Below are 20,293 nucleotides of genomic sequence, written 5' to 3' on the forward strand. Positions count from 1 at the left end.
GCGGGCGGCACCCTACAAAACAATATCAACTTTCACACAACTAATCGCCTATAAGTTTCTTAACAAGGACATATAAATCAATAATTTTTCGTCCAGCAAAATTTGCCAGTCAATACCATTATTCCTAACCTCTGCAATACCCAAACCCACCACCAAAGCTTTACAGGACGGGGGCTGTGCAAATCAATTAAATACTGTCTACCAATAAAGGCCTGTTATCTTGCCTACCATTAAAAGTAAATCAGCTTATTCCCTCATTTTATTGGCAATTACCGGATTGCTTTCCCTACCCGCTCTAGCGGTCACCGAAGTCCGGTTCGGTATTGAAGCTGATGTCCCTCCCTTCGAAAGTCGCAATATCAATGGCGAATTGGTTGGGTTGAATATTGACTTGGGTAATGCGATTTGTGCGCGGATGAACGTACGGTGCGTATGGGTCGATCAACCCTATGCCACCAATATTGCCGCACTCCAGGCACATGCATTCGACGTGATCATGCCTATGACACCGACCGATGCACGCAAACAGCAAGTCGACTTCACAGATGTCATGTACCCACTCTCCAGCCGGTTGGTAGCGGCCAAAGGCTCGCTGCTTGAGCCCACAGCCGCAGCACTGAAAGGCAAGCGCATTGGCGTACTCAAAGGCACCAGCCGGGAGGCATTCGCTCTGGCTGCGTGGGCCAGTAAAGGAGTGGACATACAGAGCTTTGGTTTGAATGCTGAACTCATCGGCAAACTTCTGACCGGGGAGCTCGACGCGACTCTGCAGGACTCTATCGAGATTTCCGAAGCGCTACTGAGTAAGCCAGAGGGCAGTCGATTCGATTTCGCGAGCCCACCCATAACGGATCCGATGCTGGGTAGCGGAGTTGCCATGGCTGTACGTAAAAGTGATCAGACTCTCAAGCTCAAACTCAATGAGGCGCTTGCCACTCTGAAGGCAGATGGCACGCAACAAGCCATTGTCGAGCGCTACCTTGCCCCGATGTCCCATGGCATGACCAACGCCTCATCGCTCCAGTTCATGGGTGCGGGCGCAGGAAAGCCATTTTCACAAGCCGTTCGGGCCGGTGATTTTCTGTATTTGTCAGGGCTGCTGGGAGATGACGCCAATGGCCACTTCCCAGAAAGCACTGCCGCTCAGACGAAAGCGATCATGGACAACATGCGCAAGATTCTTGAGAGCAATGGATCATCACTCAAGGACGTCGTGAAATGCACGGTAATACTGGCGAACATCAAAGACTTTGCCGACATGAACAAGGTATATGCCGGCTACTTTGCAGCTGACCGCTTTCCCGCGCGGACGACTTTTGAAGCGGGCAAGCTAGTGGCCAACGGCAAGATAGAAATAGAGTGCATGGCGTACGTGGGACATAAATCACAGTAAGCCATGAGCCTGAAGCGGCCACCTGCGACTACTTGCAGCCTGGAAGGTAACCAAAAAACGCGGGGGCGACAGAAGTCGGTCCCGCGTTGTTATCGCACGACAACCTGGGCTGCTCCGAAAGACACTCCTTCAGGCAGCCGTCCTGATGCGAAAATCACGCACCCGGCGAGAAGTGCTTCTGCACCGTGCCGCGGGCGATCAGGCGGGAAATGTAGTCCAGCTTCTGCGCGTCCTGATCGGTGAAACGGAAGGTCACTTGCAGCCATTCGCTGTCAGGCTTCTGCTCAAAGGCAACGATCGCGTGAAGGTAGCCGTTGAGACGCGCCACTTCATTGCTCTCACCCTGCTCCAGATCGAGTACGGCCTGTTCAAGGATCTGCGGCAGGATCTCGCTGCGGCGCACCACCAACAAGGCTTCCTTGAGGGTCAGCGCCTTGATCACACAGCTCTGGATACCGCTCGGCAGACGCAACTGGCCCTGACCACGACCTGCAGGTTCTTTCGCTGCTGTTTTTGCGGGTACAGGCGGCGCCGCGGCAATGCCCCCAAAACCCGGAGCAGCGGTTGCAGCAGGGCTGGCCGTCGGACGAACCACCTCGGCCTTGCCGCCGGTCAGCGCGCTGAGCGAGTCATTGAGCGGCGAGTTCATGCGCGACGGCGCGGTGGACATCACGGCTTCGAGCTTGCCGACTTTGGCCAGGGCTTTCTTGACCTTGGTCAACAGCTGTTCGTTGGTGAACGGCTTGCCGACAAAGTCAGTCACGCCAGCCTGAATTGCCTGCACCACGTTCTCTTTGTCGCCACGGCTGGTGACCATGATGAAGGGAACGGTTTTCAGGTAATTGTCTTGTTCGCGGCACCAGGTCAGCAGCTCAAGGCCAGACATCTCCGGCATTTCCCAGTCGCACAGGATCAGGTCAAATTCTTCGCGGTTCAGGGTGACCTGAGCCTTGCGACCGTTGACGGCGTCCTCGGTGTGAATACCGGGAAAATAATTGCGCAGACCTTTCTTAACCAAATCGCGAATGAAAGTCGCGTCATCCACAATCAAAACACTGATCTTACTCATCGACGCTCCTGCGGGTGTGTCGCCACTGCTGGCGAACCGCGTTGATGCTGAACACACCCTATATTTCGGCAAGCATAGCGCTGGCTGATGGCCAAAGGCCAACCTGTTTGACGGCGCCAGGACATTTAATTCGCGGGCGGCTGGAAGTTGTTAATCCCGAGAACAAAAACGCCCAGCTGCGAGCTGGGCGTTTTTTCGCAGGCAATCTTACTTATCGTCAGATTTGTCCGGAACATTAGCGCTTTCGCTACTGATCCCCTGCACCTCTTCTTTCATGCGCTTGAGGCCCATGTGCCGTACGTCGGTTCCGCGCACGAGGTAGATGACCAGCTCGGAAATATTCCGGGCGTGGTCGCCGATACGCTCCAGCGAACGCAGGACCCAGATCACATTGAGTACCCGGGAGATCGAACGCGGATCTTCCATCATGTAGGTCGCCAGCTCGCGCAGGGCCGTCTTGTATTCGCGGTCGATGATTTTGTCGTACTGAGCCACGGACAGCGCCAGCTCGGCGTCGAAGCGAGCAAACGAATCCAGGGCATCGCGAACCATGTTGCGCACCTGATCGCCGATATGACGCACTTCGACGTAACCACGCGGTGATTCGCCTTCTTCGCACAACTGAATGGCACGACGTGCGATCTTGGTCGACTCATCACCGATGCGCTCCAGGTCGATTACCGACTTGGAAATGCTGATGATCAGACGCAGGTCTGAAGCCGCCGGCTGACGACGCGCCAGGATACGCAGGCATTCTTCATCGATGTTGCGCTCCATCTGGTTGATGCGGTCGTCGACTTCACGAACGCGCTGGGCCAGACCGGAGTCCGCTTCGATCAAGGCAGTCACGGCATCGTTGACCTGCTTCTCGACCAAACCGCCCATCTCGAGCAGATGGCTGCGTACTTCTTCAAGCTCAGCGTTGAACTGTTGCGAGATATGATGCGTGAGGCTGTCTTTATGAATCATGCTTGGTGTCCTTGGAACGTCCGGTTAAGTGCGAAAACGCAGCGGTGCTTCAGGGTTTGAGCAGGACCTAGCCGTAACGACCGGTGATGTAATCTTCAGTCTGTTTTTTAGCCGGGTTGGTGAACATCGTGTCCGTGTCACCGAACTCGACCAGTTTGCCCATGTACATAAACGCGGTGTAATCCGAAACCCGTGCAGCCTGCTGCATGTTGTGAGTAACGATCACAATGGTGTATTTGGATTTCAGTTCGTAGATCAGTTCTTCAACTTTCAACGTCGAAATCGGATCGAGCGCTGAACAGGGTTCGTCGAGCAGCAGGACTTCCGGCTCCACGGCGATGGTCCGGGCGATCACCAGACGTTGCTGCTGACCGCCGGAAAGACCCAGCGCTGATTCATGTAGACGGTCTTTGACCTCGTCCCACAACGCTGCGGCCTTGAGTGCCCACTCGACAGCTTCATCGAGTACGCGCTTTTTGTTGATGCCCTGGATCCGCAAGCCATACACCACGTTTTCGTAGATGGTCTTGGGGAACGGGTTGGGCTTCTGGAACACCATGCCGACACGACGGCGCAGTTCGGCGACGTCTTCACCTTTGGTGTAGATATCGTGCCCGTACAGATTGATTGCGCCTTTTACGCTGCAACCATCGACCAGATCGTTCATGCGGTTGAACGTGCGCAACAACGTCGACTTGCCACAGCCGGACGGACCAATGAAGGCCGTCACACGCTGCTTCGGAATATTCAGGCTGACATCGAACAATGCCTGCTTGTCACCGTAGAACAAGTTCAAACCCGGCACTTCGATAGCCACGGTCTCGTCAGCCAGATGCAAGCCTGACTTATTGCGCCCCAGGGCCGACATGTTGATGCCTCGTGCCGGGTTTTCATGCTGCATGGAATTGCTCCCTACGCTAACCAAATTCATTTGAACGTCGGTAGGAGCGAACTTGTTCGCGAGGCATCGAACCTGACACACCGCCTCGCGAACAAGTTCGCTCCTACCAGCTCCTGGTTGCCGCACGACAGCACGGCCACAGACCGTCAACTGTCCAGCGCTTTGTATTTCTCGCGCAGGTGGTTACGAATAGCCACCGCCGACAGGTTGAGCAAGGCAATCACTAACACCAGCAACAGAGCGGTGGCGTAAACCAATGGTCGTGCCGCCTCGACGTTGGGACTCTGGAAGCCCACGTCGTAAATATGGAACCCCAGGTGCATGATCTTCTGATCCAGATGCAGGTAAGGGTAGTTGCCGTCCACCGGCAGCGACGGAGCCAGTTTGACCACGCCCACCAGCATCAATGGCGCCACTTCCCCAGCTGCCCGGGCCACCGCCAGAATCAGGCCGGTCATCATGGCCGGGCTGGCCATGGGCAGAACAATCTTCCACAGCGTCTCGGCCTTGGTCGCACCCAACGCCAGTGAGCCTTCGCGAATGGTGCGCGGGATACGCGCCAGGCCTTCTTCAGTCGCGACGATCACCACCGGCACAGCCAACAGTGCCAACGTCAGCGACGCCCAGAGCAGGCCCGGCGTACCAAACGTCGGCGCAGGCAGGGCTTCGGGGAAGAACAGCTGATCCAGAGATCCGCCCAGCACATACACAAAGAATCCCAGTCCGAACACGCCATAAACAATGGCCGGAACGCCTGCGAGGTTGTTCACGGCAATGCGAATCAAGCGAGTCACCGGACCTTGCCGGGCATACTCACGCAAATAAACCGCCGCCAGTACACCAAACGGCGTGACGATCACCGCCATGATCAGGGTCATCATCACCGTGCCGAAAATCGCCGGGAAAATCCCGCCTTCGGTGTTGGCTTCCCGCGGGTCCTCGCTGAGGAATTCCCAGAGTTTCTTGAAGTAAAAACCCAGCTTGGTCATCGTGCCCATGGCGTTAGGCTGATAGGCATGCACGACCTTGCCCAGGCTGATTTCGACTTCCTTACCATTGGCGTCGCGCGCCGTGAGGCTGTCGCGATCAAACGCCTCGTGGAGCGAGGTCAGACGCTCTTCGATAACCTTGTAGCGACTGTCCAGTTCGGCGCGCTCGCTGGCCATGTCAGCCTGGGCCTGCGCATCGAGCGCGCCGTTCAGCTCCAGCTTGCGAGCCTGCAGACGCAACCGCTCAATACCGTGGTTGATCGCGCCTACGTCTTTCTTTTCAAGCTGGTAGAGCTCGCGAGCCAGACCCTCGACACGCTTGATACGCTCTTGCAGCGTCGGCCAGGCCGCCTCGCCTTCAGCGACGACCTTGCCGCCTTCTTTGACGTTGACGAGATAGCCGTAAAAATTGCCCCATTCACGGCGCTCGATGGTCATCAGCTCGGGCGGCAGGCTTTGGTTGGATATCCATTCGCCAACGACCCAGGTGAAATCGCTGGGATTGACGTCACGGTTACCGACCTTGACCAGCTCACGGGTCATGAACTCCGGGCCATCTTCCGGCACAGGCAAACCCGCCCCCTTCAGGCGGGCGCGAGGGACTTGCTCTTGCTCGACGACTTCGCCGATCAGAACGTGTTTCTCCTGATTGGGCACATCGTATTGCGCGTACATCAGATCGGCTGGCCAGAAGTGACCCAGACCGCGCACAGCAATCACCGACAACAAACCCAGCGTCATGATGACCGCAATGGATACCGCGCCCGCACTCATCCAGACGCCAGGGGCGCCTGTTTTAATCCAGCTCTTGAGGGAGTTCTGTTTCACGAACTTCTACCTTCCTTAGAGAGACGAGTATTTCTTGCGCAGGCGCTGACGAATCAGCTCTGCGAGGGTGTTCATCACAAAGGTGAACATCAGCAGCACCAGCGCTGCGAGGAACAACACTCGATAATGACTGCCACCCACTTCCGACTCAGGCATCTCCACGGCCACGTTGGCCGCCAGCGTGCGCATCCCCTCAAACAGGTTCATGTCCATGATCGGCGTATTGCCCGTAGCCATGAGCACGATCATCGTCTCTCCGACCGCACGGCCCATACCGATCATCAGCGCCGAGAAAATCCCCGGGCTTGCGGTAAGGATGACCACGCGGGTCAGGGTCTGCCACGGCGTAGCGCCGAGTGCCAGCGAGCCCAACGTAAGACCGCGGGGCACGCTGAACACCGCATCCTCGGCAATCGAGTAAATATTCGGAATCACGGCAAAGCCCATGGCGATGCCGACCACTAATGCGTTGCGCTGATCGTAGGTAATGCCCAGATCGTGGGAGATCCACATGCGCATGTCACCGCCGAAGAACCAGTTCTCCAGATGCGGGCTCATGCTCAGCGAGAACCAGCCCACCAGAAGCACAACCGGCAGCAGGATTGCACTTTCCCAGCCATCGGGAACCCGCAAACGAATCGAGTCAGGCAAGCGGCTCCAGGCAAACCCGGCGAGCAGAATGCCGATGGGCGTCAGCAGCATCAGGCTGAACACACCCGGTAAATGACCTTCCAGATACGGCGCCAGAAACAGCCCTGCGAAGAAGCCAAGGATCACTGTCGGCATCGCTTCCATCAGCTCGATTACCGGTTTGACCTTGCGGCGCATCCCGGGGGCCATGAAGTAAGCGGTGTAGATCGCGGCGGCAACCGCAAGAGGCGCAGCCAGCAGCATGGCGTAGAACGCAGCCTTGAGCGTGCCATACGTAAGCGGTGCCAGGCTCAGCTTGGGCTCGAAATCGCTATTGGAGGCGGTGGACTGCCAGACGTATTGAGGCGAATCGTAATTCTCGTACCAGACCTTGCCCCACAATGCGCTCCAGGACACTTCCGGGTGCGGATTCTTCAAACTCATCGGCCGCAACGCACCGCCCTGCTCTACCAGAATCTGGTCCGCACGCGGCGACATAGCAAAAATACCCGAACCGTCAGCGACTTTTTCGACCAACAACGTGCGATGCGCGGTGCTGTGGAAAACGCCGAGCTGACCCGATGCATCCAGTGCGATGAAGCCCTTACGCCGCTGCTCGGCAGTGATCTGGGTAATCGGCGCAGTGCCCATCCTGAAGTCGCGAATATGCATGAAGCGCTGTTCTCCATCGACGTCACGGGCCATGAACCACTGGGCCATCCCGCCTTTGGAGTTACCTATGATCAACGAAATGCCACCCACCAGCTGAGTGCTGGCGGTGATCTCGGCATTGCCGTCTTCAAGCAGTTTGTAACGGCCATTGAGCGTGCGATCACGCAGGCTGAACACGTCGGCCTGGGCACGACCATTGATCACATACAGCCATTGCTGGCGCGGATCGATGTAGATGGCTTTCACAGCCTCGGACATCTGCGGCAACTGAATACGGCTTTGCTCGCTGGTGACCTCGCCGGTCATCATGTTTTCTTCTTTCGCCAGCGACAAAACGTGCAATTGCACGCCGGTGGTGCCTGCGATCAGCAGCTTCTCGCCATTGGCATTGATGCTGACATGCTCAACCGCCTGCCCCCCTTCATCCAGCACCAATGGTGCTTCGCCGTAAGGCCAGGTGATGCTCGGCGTGATGGTTTTATGGTTGTTCGGGTAAGTGACAAGGTAACTGTGTCTGAACGCCAACACTTGACCATTGGACAGGCCCAACGCAATCAGCGGCGTGCCGGGTTGATCCTGACCAATCGAAGCCACGCGCACGCCCGCAGGCAGCGGCAGGCTGACGCGTTTGATTTCGGCGCCGTCCGCGATGCCGAAAAACACGGCTTCGCCCTTGTCGGAAATGCGCATCCCGACCTGATTCTGCTCTTCGACGGTCAGCATCAGCGACTTGCCCGAGTCGTTCAGCCAGGCAGGCTTCAGCGCGTCTTCCTTGGTCAGGCTTGCGCCCTGAAACAACGGTGCAACCACATAGGCCAGATAAAAGAAGATCAGGGTGATAGCCGCGAGCACGGCAAGGCCGCCAATGGCGACGTACCAACGGGTCAGACGGTCCTTGAAAGCGCGTATGCGGCGCCTGCGTTGCAGCTCAGGCGTATTGAAATCAATGCGCTTGGCAGGTGAATTCTGATTCATCGATGAATTGGCCAGATCATTCATGCGCACACCCTAGCCGCCCTGTATGACAAAAACATTACAGCGGGGTGACGCAAAAAAGCCCGCCACCTACGATCATGGCAGCGAACTGTTCAGTTAACGGTGGGCCTGATTAGAACAGATCCCACCGTAACCCGGATTATTTTGCAGCAGCTTCCTGCAGGCCCAGATCGGTCAGCGCCTTGGTTACCACTCTGGGTGGCAGCGGGATGTAGCCGTCTTTCATGACCACTTCCTGACCCTGCTTCGACAGGACCAGCTTGATGAACTCAGCCTCCAGCGGAGCCAGCGGCTTGTTTGGGGCCTTGTTGACGTAGACATAGAGGAAGCGCGACAGCGGATAAGTACCATTCAAGGCGTTGGCTTCATTGTCTTCAACGAACTCGCCACCGTCTTTCTTGGCCAACGGCACGGTTCGAACGCTGGACGTTTTATAACCAATGCCCGAGTAACCAATACCATTGAGCGAGCTGCTGATCGAGCTGACGACCGATGCCGAACCTGGCTGTTCATTGACGTTGGCTTTGAAGTCGCCTTTGCACAGAGCCTCTTCCTTGAAATAGCCGTAGGTGCCGGATACCGAATTACGACCAAACAACTGGATCGGTTTGTTCGCCAGGTCGCCGGTGATGCCCACATCGCCCCAGGTCTTGGCATCCGCGTTGGCACCGCACAGGCGGGTGACCGAGAAGATGGCATCCACTTGCGCCATGGTCAGGCCCTTGATCGGGTTGTCCTTGTGCACGAAAACCGCCAGGGCATCGACTGCAACCGGGATCGCAGTGGGTTTGTAGCCGTATTTCTGTTCAAACGCCGACAGCTCGCCGTCTTTCATCTTGCGGCTCATCGGGCCCAGGTTCGCCGTGCCTTCGGTCAGCGCCGGTGGCGCAGTGGATGAGCCAGCCGCCTGAATCTGAATGTTTACGCTTGGGTATTCTTTCTTGTAAGCCTCGGCCCACAGCGTCATAAGGTTCGCCAGGGTATCGGAACCCACACTGGACAGGTTGCCCGAGACACCCGACGTCTTCACGTACGGTTTGATCGCCGGATCAACAGCAGCAAACGCATTGGCGGTAGCGACGCCAGCGGCAACGAAAGTGAGGGCGGTGATCAAACGCTTTAAAGTCATACCTTGCTCCGAGCGAGGTGAAGAAATAGGTCCGTTGGCCCGAGTATTGGCCGGACGCGTGACGACTCTATGACTTAATTGTGACAATTAAATGAAAGACCGCCACCCTGCTCAGGAATGGCGGCCTTGAATAGCACGCGGCATGAAACGGAAGTCTTCAGACTCGACCGATCAGCGCTTTTTGGCGATCAGGTAGCAGCCAATCAGCATGCCCAGCACGCATAGAATTGCTACATACCAAGCGGGGGCCATAGGGCTGGATTTGAGCATGAGCGTCACGACCATCGGCGTCAGGCCGCCAAAAATCGCGTAAGCCAGGTTGTACGAGAACGACAACCCCGAGAAACGCACCACTGCCGGGAATGCCTTGACCATTACGTACGGCACTGCGCCAATGACGCCAACGAACAGGCCGGTCACTGCATACATCGGGAACAGCCAGTCAGGATTGGCCGCCAGTGTGTGATACATGGTCCATGAGCTGATCAACAGACCCAGGCTGCCAAACAGGAACACCCGGCCAGCACCAATGCGGTCAGCCAGTGCGCCCGAACCGATGCAGCCCAAGCTCAGGAAAACGATTGCCAGGCTATTGGCCTTCAGGGCCACAGCAGCCGGGAAGCCGAAGGTCGCGCCTTGCAGGATAGTCGGAGTCATCAGAATAACGACGATGATCCCCGCTGACAGCAACCAGGTCAGCAGCATCGAGATAGCAACTGCACCGCGATGATCACGCAGCACCGACTTGAGCGGTACTTCTTCGGCCAGGGCTTTGCGCAGTTGCAGTTCGGCGAACACCGGCGTTTCGTGCAACCAACGGCGCAGATAGACCGACAACAGGCCGAACACACCACCGACCAGGAAAGGGATACGCCAAGCGTAATCGGACACTTCAATCGGGGTGTAGATGCTGTTGATGAGGGTCGCCATCAGGGAGCCCAGCAGAATGCCGGCCGTCAGACCACAGGTCAGCGTACCGCAGGCATAACCGATGTGACGCGCAGGAACGTGCTCGGACACGAAAACCCAGGCGCCCGGCACTTCACCGCCAATGGCTGCGCCCTGAATGACGCGCATCAGCAGAAGCAGGATCGGCGCCAACATGCCGATCTGGGCATACGTTGGCAGCAGACCCATGATCAGCGTCGGCACCGCCATCATGAAAATGCTCAGGGTGAACATTTTCTTGCGCCCCAACAGGTCACCGAAGTGCGCCATGATGATGCCGCCCAGAGGGCGCGCCAGATAACCAGCAGCGAAAATACCGAAGGTCTGCATCATGCGCAGCCACTCCGGCATGTCTGCCGGGAAGAACAGCTTGCCGACCACCGCCGCGAAGAACACGAAAATGATGAAGTCGTAGAACTCAAGCGCGCCGCCCAACGCGGACAGCGACAAGGTCTTGTAGTCGTTGCGGGTCAGCGGGCGCGAAGGCTGCGCGGTACTCGAAGGCACAGTTGACATGAACAATACTTCTCTAAGGAGGCTTCTCTTGAATAGGGTTAGCGACAGTAAAGCAGGTTACGGCGGGGTGGCCTGCAACTGCGATTGTCCGGAGCAACTGTGCGGATAGGCACCAAAATTGCGTGACACAGGCAGTCATGCCGCCTTGTCGGGTCCGGCACGATAGCAAATTGTTTCAAAAAGCACACAGCCTGATGCGTATATCGTCGAAATCAGTACTCGATGGTCGTTTCATGACGCGTCGCCCGATATACTTGCAGACCGTCGGATTACTGTCGGTTGTGTGTCGGAATGTAGCGCACCAGCCTCAGTCAGTCGGGGGTGCTGTGCGAAATCAGCTGTCATTCAGCCGCTTTCGCAGAGTTTCCCCTTCAGGTGTTCCACCTGCGCTGAACGTTTTTTATTCACGCAAATGGTTTTGAATGGCGCCTGCCAACCGCGGCAACAATACTAAGAGTCATGGGTCAGAGGCACCCTAGGCATGATCGAGTTCGAACAAGAAGATCCAATCCCGCAAGGCGATCTCGCTTTGCAAATCACCGCACTACCCCGCGAAACCAACGGCTTCGGCGATATTTTCGGCGGCTGGCTGGTATCCCAGATGGATCTGGCAGGCACCGCTATGGCCAGCAAGATCGCTGGCGGGCGCGTTGCCACTGTCGCCATTGATCGTATGGCGTTTCTGGTTCCGGTGGCGGTAGGCGCACAGCTGTCCTTCTATACCCAGGCACTGGAAATCGGCCGCAGCTCCATCCAGATGATGGTTGAAGTCTGGAGCGATGACCCGCTCTCCAGCGAATGGCGCAAAGTGACTGAGGCGGTGTTTGTGTTTGTGGCCATTGATGGCAGCGGGCGCACCCGGTCGGTTCCGGCGCGGCGCTGAGGCTGTGTAATTTGTAATTGTAGGAGCTGCCGAAGGCTGCGAAAGGGCTATTCCTGAAACACCGCGATTCGCAGCCCTCGGCAGCTCCTACAGTGAATACACTCCAAAGAAGGTAAGGCTGGCTGGAGAAAGGTAAACTCATCGACCTGGACACGGTCCATTTTGTCTTAGTCTTTGTTTGAGAGTTCTTTATATGCCAACGCCCCAGGTCGAATCCGTCACCATCGATGAGCTTAACTGCTGGAAAATCAGCCACGGTGAAGCTGAACTCGTTGTCGCCCAGCAAGGTGCGCATATCGTCAGTTACAAACTGGCCGGGCAGCAGCCGCTGATCTGGTCCAATGATCAGGCAGTTTTCAAGAAAGGCACCCCGATTCGTGGTGGTATGCCTGTTTGCTGGCCTTGGTTCGGCAATCTTCAGCGCAACCCGGAAAGTGTGCAGGCCATGCGCGTGAGTGACGAGCCCGCCAAGGCTCATGGCGAAGTTCGCGCCATCGACTGGGAATTGATGGGTATGGCCGAAGATGACGACGCACTGATCGTCGATTTCATTCAGCCCAAAACGGAAGGCAAGCTGCCAGGCTGGCCGCATAACGTGGGCCTGAAACTGAGCATTCGTCTGGACGAAGCGCTGAACGTCAGCCTCGTCAGCTACAACTCCGGCACTGAAACCGTGAGCTTCAGCCAGGCATTGCACACCTACTTCGCTGTCAGCGATGTACGCGAAATCAGCATCAAAGGCCTCGACGGCGTGCGCTATATCGAAACCCTGGAAAACTGGGAAGAGCGCAAGCAGTCCGGCGATGTGAAATTCGCAGGCGAGACCGACCGCATTTACCTCAACACCCCGGACATGCTCAGCATTGTCGACCCGACATGGCAGCGCAAAATCCACATCTGCACCAATGGCTCGAAGTCAGCCATCGTGTGGAATCCGTGGATCGAGAAAACCAAAAGCTTCAACGATATGGCCGCTGATGGATGGCAGGGCATGGTCTGCGTCGAAACGGCCAACGTGCTGGACGATATCGTGACGCTGGAGCCGGAACAGATGCATGTGCTGGATGTGAGTATCTGGGCTGAGTCTTTGTCGGAAGCCTGATTTCCGTAGGAGCGCGCTTGCCCGCGATGAACGATAAACTCGGTCTGTCTGACTAACCGCGTAATCGTTCATCGCGGGCAAGCGCGCTCCTACCGGCCTGCATAAGCCCTACAAATCCGCCTCAACCACCACTCGCGCTTTCTCTGCATCCATTGCATAAGCGGCATCAGCCAGGTCATTGCTGACCTTTTCAACCTTCAATTTGCCAACCACCCACAGCGGCGTGTAGATGTCTTCGATCTTCAGGCCTTTGGGGTAGCGCACCAATACCAGTTGGTTGGGCGGTGGTGGCGGGACGTGGATGCAGGCGCCGGGATACGGCACAAGGAAAAACAGCGTGCTGTGACCCTTGGCATCCGTTTCGAGTGGTACTGGATAACCGCCAAGACGCACTTCCTTGCCGTTCATGGCCGGTACGGTCTTGGCTGAGTACATGACGGCAGGCAAACCCTTGCTTTGCTTCAATCCACCTTTGCTATCAAACGTCCCTTGGGCTTCCGGGGAGTTGTGATCGATTTCAGGCATGGCTTCGAGGGCTTTCTGATCAGACTTGGGCATCAGGTCCAGCCAGTCGGTTTCAGGGATTTCAGCGCGGGCCAGGCCGCAGATCAGAAGCAGGGGGATAACTAAGAGACGACGCATCGACAGGCTCGGCAAGAATGGGAAGTTGAATAACTGCCCGGCATTCTAGCCCTCTGCGTGCCGGAACGCAGAGGGCCGTTGAACATCAGCTTTTCTTTTTGATCAGGCCGAAGATCACCAACAGTACGATTGCGCCGACCAATGCACCCAGGAAGCCTGCGCCTTCGCCTGCCTGATAGATGCCCAGCGCCTGACCGCCATAAGTGGCCGCCAGCGAACCGCCGATGCCCAACAGAATGGTCATGATCCAACCCATGCTGTCGTCGCCTGGCTTGAGGAAACGCGCCAACAGGCCAACGATCAAGCCGATGAAGATGGTTCCGATAATACCCATGCCGTTTTCCCTCTCAAATAAGTGATATGCCAAAGCTTGGTCAGCCATTGGCATCACGCTATCAGAGAGGTGCGGGGTTGGAATGGTTCAATCAGCAACCTTGTTGGAGCGAGGCTTGCCCGCGAATCGATCAACGCGGCGTTACAGATGTACCGTGTTATCGTTTTTCGCGGGCAAGCCTCGCTCCAACGGCTGTTTATTTTTTGATCAGCGCTTCAACCAGCTTCACCTGGCGATCCAGCGTTGCGCGGTCTGCGCTGCGCACGGTGGCGTGGCCCACTTTACGGCCCGCTTTGAACGCTTTGCCGTAGTGATGCAGATGGCAGTCATCAATGGCAGTCACTTTATCCACAGCGGGCACTTCACCGATGAAGTTGAGCATCGCGCTCTCCCCCACTTTGGCGGTAGAGCCCAGCGGCAAGCCCGCAACCGCCCGCAGGTGGTTTTCGAACTGGCTGCACTCAGCGCCTTCGGTGGTCCAGTGCCCGGAGTTGTGTACGCGAGGCGCGATTTCGTTGGCTTTGAGGCCGCCATCGACTTCAAAGAACTCGAAGGCCAGCACGCCAACGTAATCGAGTTGCTTGAGTACACGACCGGCGTAGTCTTCAGCCAGGGCCTGCAGCGGATGATCGGTGCTGGCGATGGAAATACGCAGGATGCCGTTGTCGTGGGTGTTGTGCACCAGCGGGTAGAAACGGGTTTCCCCGTCGCGAGCGCGTACGGCGATCAACGACACTTCACCGGTAAACGGCACGAAGCCTTCCAGCAGACAGGCAACGCTGCCCAGCTCCGCGAAAGTACCTTCAACGTGAGCGGCAGTGCGCAGGACTTTCTGACCCTTGCCGTCGTAACCCAGCGTGCGGGTCTTGAGCACCGCAGGCAGGCCGATAGCGGCGACTGCAGCGTCCAGATCGGCCTGGGACTGAATGTCGGCAAACTCAGGCGTCGGGATGCCCAGGTCTTTGAACATGCTCTTCTCGAACCAGCGATCACGGGCGATGCGCAGCGCTTCGGCGCTCGGATAAACCGGCACGAACTGCGACAGGAACGCCACGGTTTCAGCAGGCACGCTTTCGAATTCGAAGGTCACCAGATCCACTTCGTCAGCCAGCTGACGCAGGTGATCCTGATCGCCGTAATCGGCACGCAGATGTTCGCCCAATGCGGCTGCGCACGCGTCTGGCGCAGGGTCCAGAAAGGCGAAGTTCATCCCCAGCGGGGTTCCTGCCAGGGCCAACATGCGGCCCAACTGGCCGCCACCGATTACACCGATCTTCATTGCAAAACCTCAGGCGTCGCGCGGGTCTGGATTGTCCAGAACGCTGTCTGTCTGCTCAGTGCGGAATTTCTTCAACACTGCGTGGAATTGTGGGTGCTTGGCGCCCAGGATGCTGGCCGAGAGCAGTGCTGCGTTGATCGCACCGGCTTTGCCGATGGCCAGGGTCGCAACCGGAATACCGGCTGGCATCTGCACGATGGACAGCAGCGAGTCGACGCCCGACAGCATGGAGGACTGGACTGGAACGCCCAGCACCGGGAGGTGGGTCTTGGCCGCACACATGCCCGGCAAGTGAGCAGCACCGCCAGCACCGGCGATGATCACTTCAATGCCCCGTGCTTCAGCCTGTTCGGCATACTGGAACAGCAAATCCGGAGTGCGGTGCGCAGACACCACTTTCACTTCGTACGGAATGCCGAGCTTTTCCAGCATATCGGCGGTGTGGCTAAGGGTGGACCAATCGGACTTGGAGCCCATGATCACGCCAACCAGTGCGCTCATCGTCGTGCCTCTCATCGGGCGCCCGCAGGCGCATCAAAAAACAAACAAGCCACGCGGGAGGACCGGCGTGGCTTGCTGTACGAATAATGACCGGTCGAGCCGGCCAAAGGCCGCGCAGTATACCCCAAAGAGTTGCGTTTGAAGCACCCCTCGTGACCATCTGTCTTGTGAGGTGCCTGTGACCTGTAAACCACGGATTTACTGACCTGCGGGTCAAGCGCCATCGGGTGTCGCGGAGCTCTCGAGCTTGCGCCACAACAACCGCACGTTGGCCTTGCGCACCAAGGCGCAGCGATACAGGCGGATCTCCAGCGGAATGTGCCATTGTGGGCCGCCGCACTCCACCAGCTCACCGCGCGCCAGCTCGGCACGCACACTGAGTCGGGGTACCCAGGCAATGCCAAGACCTTCCAGCGCCATGCTTTTCAGGCTGTCGGCCATGGCGGTTTCATAGACCGTAGTGAAGCGCAGGTTTCGCTGACGCAGTAACAGGTTCACGGAACGCCCCAGGAAAGCACCGGCGCTGTAGGCCAGCAGTGGCACGCTGCTGCCATCTTCCAGGCCGAACAACGGCTGCCCGCTATTATCGGCCGCGCATACCGGCAGCATTTCAGTGTGCGCAAGGTGCAGCGACGGAAAGATTTCCGGGTCCATTTGCAGGGCGGCGTCCGGGTCGTAGAACGCCAGCATCAGATCGCAGCCGCCCTCACGCAAGGCATGCACCGCGTCGCCAACGTTGGTGGCGACCAGCCGGGTTGCGATGTTCAGGCCTTCGTTGCGCAGTTGAGCGATCCAGCGCGGGAAGAAGCCCAGCGCCAGTGAGTGCGCCGCAGCAACCTGCATGACTTCACCCTGCCCGCCCTCCAGGTGATGCAAGTGACGCAATACTTCGCCCAGTTGATCGACCACGGTACGCGCGGTGACCAGAAACAGTTGGCCAGCTGCCGTCAGTTCGATGGGCGTACGCGAGCGATTGACCAGCGTCAGCCCCAGCGCCGCTTCAAGGCTGCGAATGCGCCGACTGAAGGCGGGTTGCGTCACGAAACGCTTCTCTGCCGCTTGGGAAAAACTGCGCGTAGAGGCCAGCGCGCTGAAGTCTTCCAGCCATTTGCTTTCCAGATTCATGTTGTTCCCTCCAGGCCAAAAACCGGTAGGAGCGAACTTGTTCGCGAGAAAGTGAACCTGATACACCGCATCAAGCCCTCTCGCCAACAAGTTGGCTCCTACCAGAGCAGCCACTCACCGGCTGCAAATGTATATACACGACAGCAACACCGCTGGCGTCACACGTACATTATGCCGTTTCGGCATGGCCCAGTATGTAACAGCATTGGTCAAAAATCACCGTAGAGACCAGTATCGGCGGCGTTCCGGCTTTGTCCGTGCCTCTCTTGAGACTATCTCTATCATGTCCTCGCCTGCATCATCGCGCATCGAAAAAGACCTGCTTGGTGTTCTCGAATTACCTGCTGACGCGTATTACGGTATTCAGACGCTGCGAGCGGTGAACAATTTTCACCTCTCCGGTGTTCCGCTTTCCCACTACCCGAAGCTGGTTGTAGGGCTGGCGATGGTCAAACAGGCAGCCGCAGATGCAAACCATCAATTGGGCCACCTCAATGCAGCCAAGCATGCGGCTATCAGTGAGGCCTGTGCACGTCTGATTCGCGGCGATTTCCACGAGCACTTCGTGGTGGACATGATCCAGGGTGGCGCTGGCACTTCAACCAACATGAATGCCAACGAAGTCATCGCCAACATTGCCCTTGAAGCCATGGGCTTTGAGAAAGGCGATTACAAACAGCTGCACCCGAATAACGATGTCAACATGGCCCAGTCGACTAACGATGCTTACCCGACGGCCATTCGTCTGGGTCTGCTGTTGGGTCATGACGCCCTGCTGGCCAGCCTCGACAGCCTGATTCAGGCATTCGCAGCCAAGGGCCAGGAATTCAACCACGTCCTGAAAATGGGCCGTACCCAGTTGCAGGACGCTGTGCCGATGACCCTCGGCCAGGAATTCCGCGCTTTCGCCACGACGTTGACCGAAGACCTGAACCGTCTGCGCAGCCTGGCACCAGAACTGCTGACGGAAGTAAACCTGGGCGGTACTGCCATCGGTACCGGCATCAACGCCGACCCTGGCTATCAGAAGCTTGCCGTCGATCGTCTGGCGATCATCAGCGGTCAACCGCTGGTGCCGGCTGCTGACCTGATCGAAGCCACTTCCGACATGGGCGCCTTCGTGCTGTTCTCCGGCATGCTCAAGCGTACCGCCGTCAAACTGTCGAAGATCTGCAACGACTTGCGCCTGCTGTCCAGCGGCCCACGCACCGGCATCAACGAAATCAACCTGCCAGCGCGTCAGCCAGGCAGCTCGATCATGCCTGGCAAGGTCAACCCGGTAATCCCGGAAGCGGTCAACATGGTTGCTTTCGAAATCATCGGCAACGACCTGGCACTGACCATGGCAGCCGAAGGCGGCCAATTGCAGCTCAATGTGATGGAGCCGCTGATCGCATACAAGATTTTCGATTCGATTCGCCTGCTGCAACGCGCCATGGACATGCTGCGCGAGCATTGCATCGTCGGCATCACCGCCAACGAAACCCGCTGCCGCGAACTGGTCGAACACTCCATCGGCCTGGTCACCGCGCTGAACCCGTACATCGGTTATGAAAACGCCACCCGTATCGCCCGTATCGCGCTGGAAACCGGCCGCGGCGTACTGGAACTGGTCCGCGAAGAAGGCTTGCTCGACGACGCGATGCTCGACGACATCCTGCGGCCGGAAAACATGATTGCTCCGCGTCTGGTCCCGTTGAAGGCCTGATGCAAATGTTCGACAGCACCACGCTCACCAGGCTGGGGGACTAGACACCCCCCGCCCTTTTGGGGGTCCAGAGATGATTCTCTCCGGACCCTTTTTTTTACCTGCAAAACGCCAACTGCCAAGAACGACAAGGACGTGCCGCTGCACTGGAACGGAAAAGTATTGCAGACGCAAGACGAGCGCACCGGTATAGTGCGCGCCCCTAAAAACAACAGCGAGGATTCTCCAATGCTTGAAGTCATCAACGACTTCCTTTCGGGTAAAGTGCTGATCGTACTGATCGTAGGGCTCGGCGGTTACTTCACGATTCGTTCGCGTTTCGTCCAGTTTCGCCACTTTTTCCACATGTTCGCTGTTTTCAGGGATAGTTTACGTAACAGCACGGGCCAACTGAGTTCTTTCCAGGCATTGATGCTCAGCCTTGCTGGTCGGGTCGGCGCAGGCAACATTGCTGGTGTTGGTATCGCCGTAACATTGGGCGGACCGGGCGCCGTATTCTGGATGTGGGTCACCGCACTGGTGGGCATGGCCAGCAGCTTCATCGAGTGTTCACTCGCTCAGTTGTACAAACGCAAAGACTCCGAAGGCCAGTTCCGTGGTGGTCCGGCGTATTACATCCAGCATGGTCTGGGTAAGCGCTGGCTCGGCATGGTCATGGCAGTGTTGCTGCTGGTGACCTTCGGTTTTGCCTTCAACGGCTTGCAATCCCACGCAGTCACCGACTCGCTCAAAGGCGCGTTCGGCATCGACACCATGACCACCGGCATCTGCCTGGTTGTGCTGCTGGGCCTTGCATTCGTCGGTGGCATCAAGCGTATCGCCGCGATCTCGGACCTGCTGGTGCCGGTCAAAACCCTGATCTACATCGCCGTGACCATCTACGTCATTGTCCTGCAGATCGACCATGTTCCGGCCATGCTGGCGACTATCGTCAAAAGTGCCTTCGGTCTGGACCCGGTGTTTGGCGGTCTGATCGGCAGCGCAATCGTCATGGGCGTGAAGCGCGGCGTGTTCGCTAACGAAGCCGGTCTGGGCAGTGCGCCAAACGTGGCTGCCGTTGCCCAGGTCGAGCACCCGATTTCACAAGGTGTGGTTCAGGCGTTCAGCGTGTTCCTCGACACCTTCGTGATCTGCACCTGCACCGCGTTGCTGATCCTGCTCTCGGGCATCTACGACGTGGGTTACAGCGGCAACGGTATCGTTCTGGCGCAGAACTCGCTGGCCGCCGTGGTCGGTGACTGGGGTCGTATCTTCATCAGCGTTGCCCTGGCGCTGTTCGTCTTCACCTCGATTCTCTACAACTACTATCTGGGCGAAAACAGCCTGCGTTTCCTGGTGGGCGAGAGCAAGAAAGCTATCGTCGGCTATCGGGTTTTCGTACTGGTGCTGATCCTCTGGGGCGCCGTCGTTGATCTCAACACCGTGTTCGCCTTTGCTGACATCACCATGACGCTGCTGGCCTTCGTCAACTTGATCGCCCTGGCAATGTTGTTCAAAGTCGCCATGCGCATCCTGCGCGACTACGATGCCCAACGTAAGGCAGGCATCAAGACTCCAGTATTCGATTCGAGCCAATTCCCGGATCTGGACCTGGACCGCAACGCATGGCCTGCAAACCCTGACCACACGCCGGTCAACCCGGTTGAGGCCACGGCAAAGCCTGCCACCCAAGCCTGATC

Annotated in this window: 17 protein-coding genes; 5 read left to right on the plus strand and 12 right to left on the minus strand. The window is 57.5% G+C overall.

Features of this window, described 5'->3' with window-relative positions:
- The first annotated feature begins 220 nt into the window (after window positions 1–220).
- Window positions 221–1,393, plus strand: a complete 1,173-nt coding sequence (locus CKW31_RS03380; RefSeq protein WP_095093036.1) for a transporter substrate-binding domain-containing protein — start codon at window positions 221–223, stop codon at window positions 1,391–1,393.
- A 154-nt stretch (window positions 1,394–1,547) separates the two neighbouring features.
- On the opposite strand, the gene CKW31_RS03385 is transcribed toward CKW31_RS03380, so the two are convergent.
- The 7 genes from CKW31_RS03385 to CKW31_RS03415 all read right to left on the minus strand — a co-directional run bounded on the left by CKW31_RS03385 (window position 1,548) and on the right by CKW31_RS03415 (window position 11,040).
- Window positions 1,548–2,462, minus strand: a complete 915-nt coding sequence (locus CKW31_RS03385; RefSeq protein WP_095093037.1) for a response regulator — start codon at window positions 2,460–2,462, stop codon at window positions 1,548–1,550.
- Between the two features lie 207 nt (window positions 2,463–2,669).
- On the minus strand, window positions 2,670–3,431 hold the full coding sequence (phoU, locus tag CKW31_RS03390; protein WP_095093038.1) for a phosphate signaling complex protein PhoU: 762 nt from the start codon (window positions 3,429–3,431) through the stop codon (window positions 2,670–2,672).
- Between the two features lie 67 nt (window positions 3,432–3,498).
- On the minus strand, window positions 3,499–4,332 hold the full coding sequence (gene pstB, locus CKW31_RS03395) for a phosphate ABC transporter ATP-binding protein PstB (protein WP_027901941.1): 834 nt from the start codon (window positions 4,330–4,332) through the stop codon (window positions 3,499–3,501).
- Between the two features lie 146 nt (window positions 4,333–4,478).
- The gene (gene pstA, locus CKW31_RS03400) at window positions 4,479–6,095 is read right to left on the minus strand and encodes a phosphate ABC transporter permease PstA (protein ID WP_176469780.1); all 1,617 of its coding nucleotides are present in this window, start codon (window positions 6,093–6,095) and stop codon (window positions 4,479–4,481) included.
- A 69-nt stretch (window positions 6,096–6,164) separates the two neighbouring features.
- Complete coding sequence (locus CKW31_RS03405; RefSeq protein WP_371856680.1) at window positions 6,165–8,198, minus strand: ABC transporter permease subunit; 2,034 nt, start codon at window positions 8,196–8,198, stop codon at window positions 6,165–6,167.
- Window positions 8,199–8,586: 388 nt separating this feature from the next.
- Window positions 8,587–9,576 carry a phosphate ABC transporter substrate-binding protein PstS family protein gene (locus CKW31_RS03410; RefSeq protein ID WP_095093040.1) on the minus strand — a complete coding sequence of 330 codons (990 nt, stop codon included), beginning with the start codon at window positions 9,574–9,576 and terminating at the stop codon, window positions 8,587–8,589.
- 171 nt (window positions 9,577–9,747) lie between these two features.
- Window positions 9,748–11,040, minus strand: a complete 1,293-nt coding sequence (locus CKW31_RS03415) for an MFS transporter (protein ID WP_095093041.1) — start codon at window positions 11,038–11,040, stop codon at window positions 9,748–9,750.
- Between the two features lie 481 nt (window positions 11,041–11,521).
- On the opposite strand from CKW31_RS03415, the gene CKW31_RS03420 reads away from it, so the two are divergent.
- Window positions 11,522–11,923: an acyl-CoA thioesterase gene (locus CKW31_RS03420; RefSeq protein WP_027901946.1), complete on the plus strand. Its 402-nt coding sequence runs from the start codon at window positions 11,522–11,524 to the stop codon at window positions 11,921–11,923.
- Between the two features lie 193 nt (window positions 11,924–12,116).
- Window positions 12,117–13,025 (plus strand): D-hexose-6-phosphate mutarotase, encoded by a 909-nt coding sequence (locus CKW31_RS03425; protein ID WP_095093042.1) that lies wholly within the window; start codon window positions 12,117–12,119, stop codon window positions 13,023–13,025.
- A 108-nt stretch (window positions 13,026–13,133) separates the two neighbouring features.
- On the opposite strand, the gene CKW31_RS03430 is transcribed toward CKW31_RS03425, so the two are convergent.
- The 5 genes from CKW31_RS03430 to CKW31_RS03450 form a co-directional block, all read right to left on the minus strand.
- The gene (locus CKW31_RS03430) at window positions 13,134–13,667 is read right to left on the minus strand and encodes a DUF3299 domain-containing protein (RefSeq protein ID WP_027902269.1); all 534 of its coding nucleotides are present in this window, start codon (window positions 13,665–13,667) and stop codon (window positions 13,134–13,136) included.
- Window positions 13,668–13,752: 85 nt separating this feature from the next.
- A complete protein-coding gene (locus CKW31_RS03435; protein ID WP_027902270.1) occupies window positions 13,753–14,001 on the minus strand; it encodes a GlsB/YeaQ/YmgE family stress response membrane protein in 249 nt (82 codons plus the stop codon).
- Window positions 14,002–14,197: 196 nt separating this feature from the next.
- Window positions 14,198–15,280 (minus strand): 5-(carboxyamino)imidazole ribonucleotide synthase, encoded by a 1,083-nt coding sequence (locus CKW31_RS03440; RefSeq protein WP_095093043.1) that lies wholly within the window; start codon window positions 15,278–15,280, stop codon window positions 14,198–14,200.
- A 9-nt stretch (window positions 15,281–15,289) separates the two neighbouring features.
- Window positions 15,290–15,781 (minus strand): 5-(carboxyamino)imidazole ribonucleotide mutase, encoded by a 492-nt coding sequence (purE, locus tag CKW31_RS03445; RefSeq protein ID WP_027902272.1) that lies wholly within the window; start codon window positions 15,779–15,781, stop codon window positions 15,290–15,292.
- A gap of 213 nt (window positions 15,782–15,994) precedes the next feature.
- Window positions 15,995–16,906 carry a LysR substrate-binding domain-containing protein gene (locus CKW31_RS03450; protein WP_095093044.1) on the minus strand — a complete coding sequence of 304 codons (912 nt, stop codon included), beginning with the start codon at window positions 16,904–16,906 and terminating at the stop codon, window positions 15,995–15,997.
- Window positions 16,907–17,189: 283 nt separating this feature from the next.
- Between CKW31_RS03450 and CKW31_RS03455 the strand changes: the two genes are divergently transcribed.
- A complete protein-coding gene (locus CKW31_RS03455) occupies window positions 17,190–18,614 on the plus strand; it encodes an aspartate ammonia-lyase (protein WP_095093045.1) in 1,425 nt (474 codons plus the stop codon).
- Between the two features lie 228 nt (window positions 18,615–18,842).
- A complete protein-coding gene (locus tag CKW31_RS03460; protein ID WP_027898151.1) occupies window positions 18,843–20,291 on the plus strand; it encodes a sodium:alanine symporter family protein in 1,449 nt (482 codons plus the stop codon).
- The last annotated feature ends 2 nt before the right edge of the window (window positions 20,292–20,293 follow it).

This window comes from Pseudomonas sp. Irchel 3A5, from assembly GCF_900187575.1.
Classification (GTDB): Bacteria; Pseudomonadota; Gammaproteobacteria; order Pseudomonadales; family Pseudomonadaceae; genus Aquipseudomonas; species Aquipseudomonas folii.

Bases quoted from the DNA above. Each gene is read 5' to 3' on its own strand.
- CKW31_RS03385 (WP_095093037.1), bottom strand. From the start codon at position 2,462: ATGAGTAAGATCAGTGTTTTGATTGTGGATGACGCGACTTTCATTCGC.
- phoU (WP_095093038.1), bottom strand. From the start codon at position 3,431: ATGATTCATAAAGACAGCCTCACGCATCATATCTCGCAACAGTTCAAC.
- pstB (WP_027901941.1), bottom strand. From the start codon at position 4,332: ATGCAGCATGAAAACCCGGCACGAGGCATCAACATGTCGGCCCTGGGG.
- pstA (WP_176469780.1), bottom strand. From the start codon at position 6,095: ATGAGTGCGGGCGCGGTATCCATTGCGGTCATCATGACGCTGGGTTTG.
- CKW31_RS03410 (WP_095093040.1), bottom strand. From the start codon at position 9,576: ATGACTTTAAAGCGTTTGATCACCGCCCTCACTTTCGTTGCCGCTGGC.
- CKW31_RS03415 (WP_095093041.1), bottom strand. From the start codon at position 11,040: ATGTCAACTGTGCCTTCGAGTACCGCGCAGCCTTCGCGCCCGCTGACC.
- CKW31_RS03420 (WP_027901946.1), top strand. From the start codon at position 11,522: ATGATCGAGTTCGAACAAGAAGATCCAATCCCGCAAGGCGATCTCGCT.
- CKW31_RS03425 (WP_095093042.1), top strand. From the start codon at position 12,117: ATGCCAACGCCCCAGGTCGAATCCGTCACCATCGATGAGCTTAACTGC.
- CKW31_RS03430 (WP_027902269.1), bottom strand. From the start codon at position 13,667: ATGCGTCGTCTCTTAGTTATCCCCCTGCTTCTGATCTGCGGCCTGGCC.
- CKW31_RS03435 (WP_027902270.1), bottom strand. From the start codon at position 14,001: ATGGGTATTATCGGAACCATCTTCATCGGCTTGATCGTTGGCCTGTTG.
- CKW31_RS03440 (WP_095093043.1), bottom strand. From the start codon at position 15,280: ATGAAGATCGGTGTAATCGGTGGCGGCCAGTTGGGCCGCATGTTGGCC.
- purE (WP_027902272.1), bottom strand. From the start codon at position 15,781: ATGAGCGCACTGGTTGGCGTGATCATGGGCTCCAAGTCCGATTGGTCC.
- CKW31_RS03450 (WP_095093044.1), bottom strand. From the start codon at position 16,906: ATGAATCTGGAAAGCAAATGGCTGGAAGACTTCAGCGCGCTGGCCTCT.
- CKW31_RS03455 (WP_095093045.1), top strand. From the start codon at position 17,190: ATGTCCTCGCCTGCATCATCGCGCATCGAAAAAGACCTGCTTGGTGTT.
- CKW31_RS03460 (WP_027898151.1), top strand. From the start codon at position 18,843: ATGCTTGAAGTCATCAACGACTTCCTTTCGGGTAAAGTGCTGATCGTA.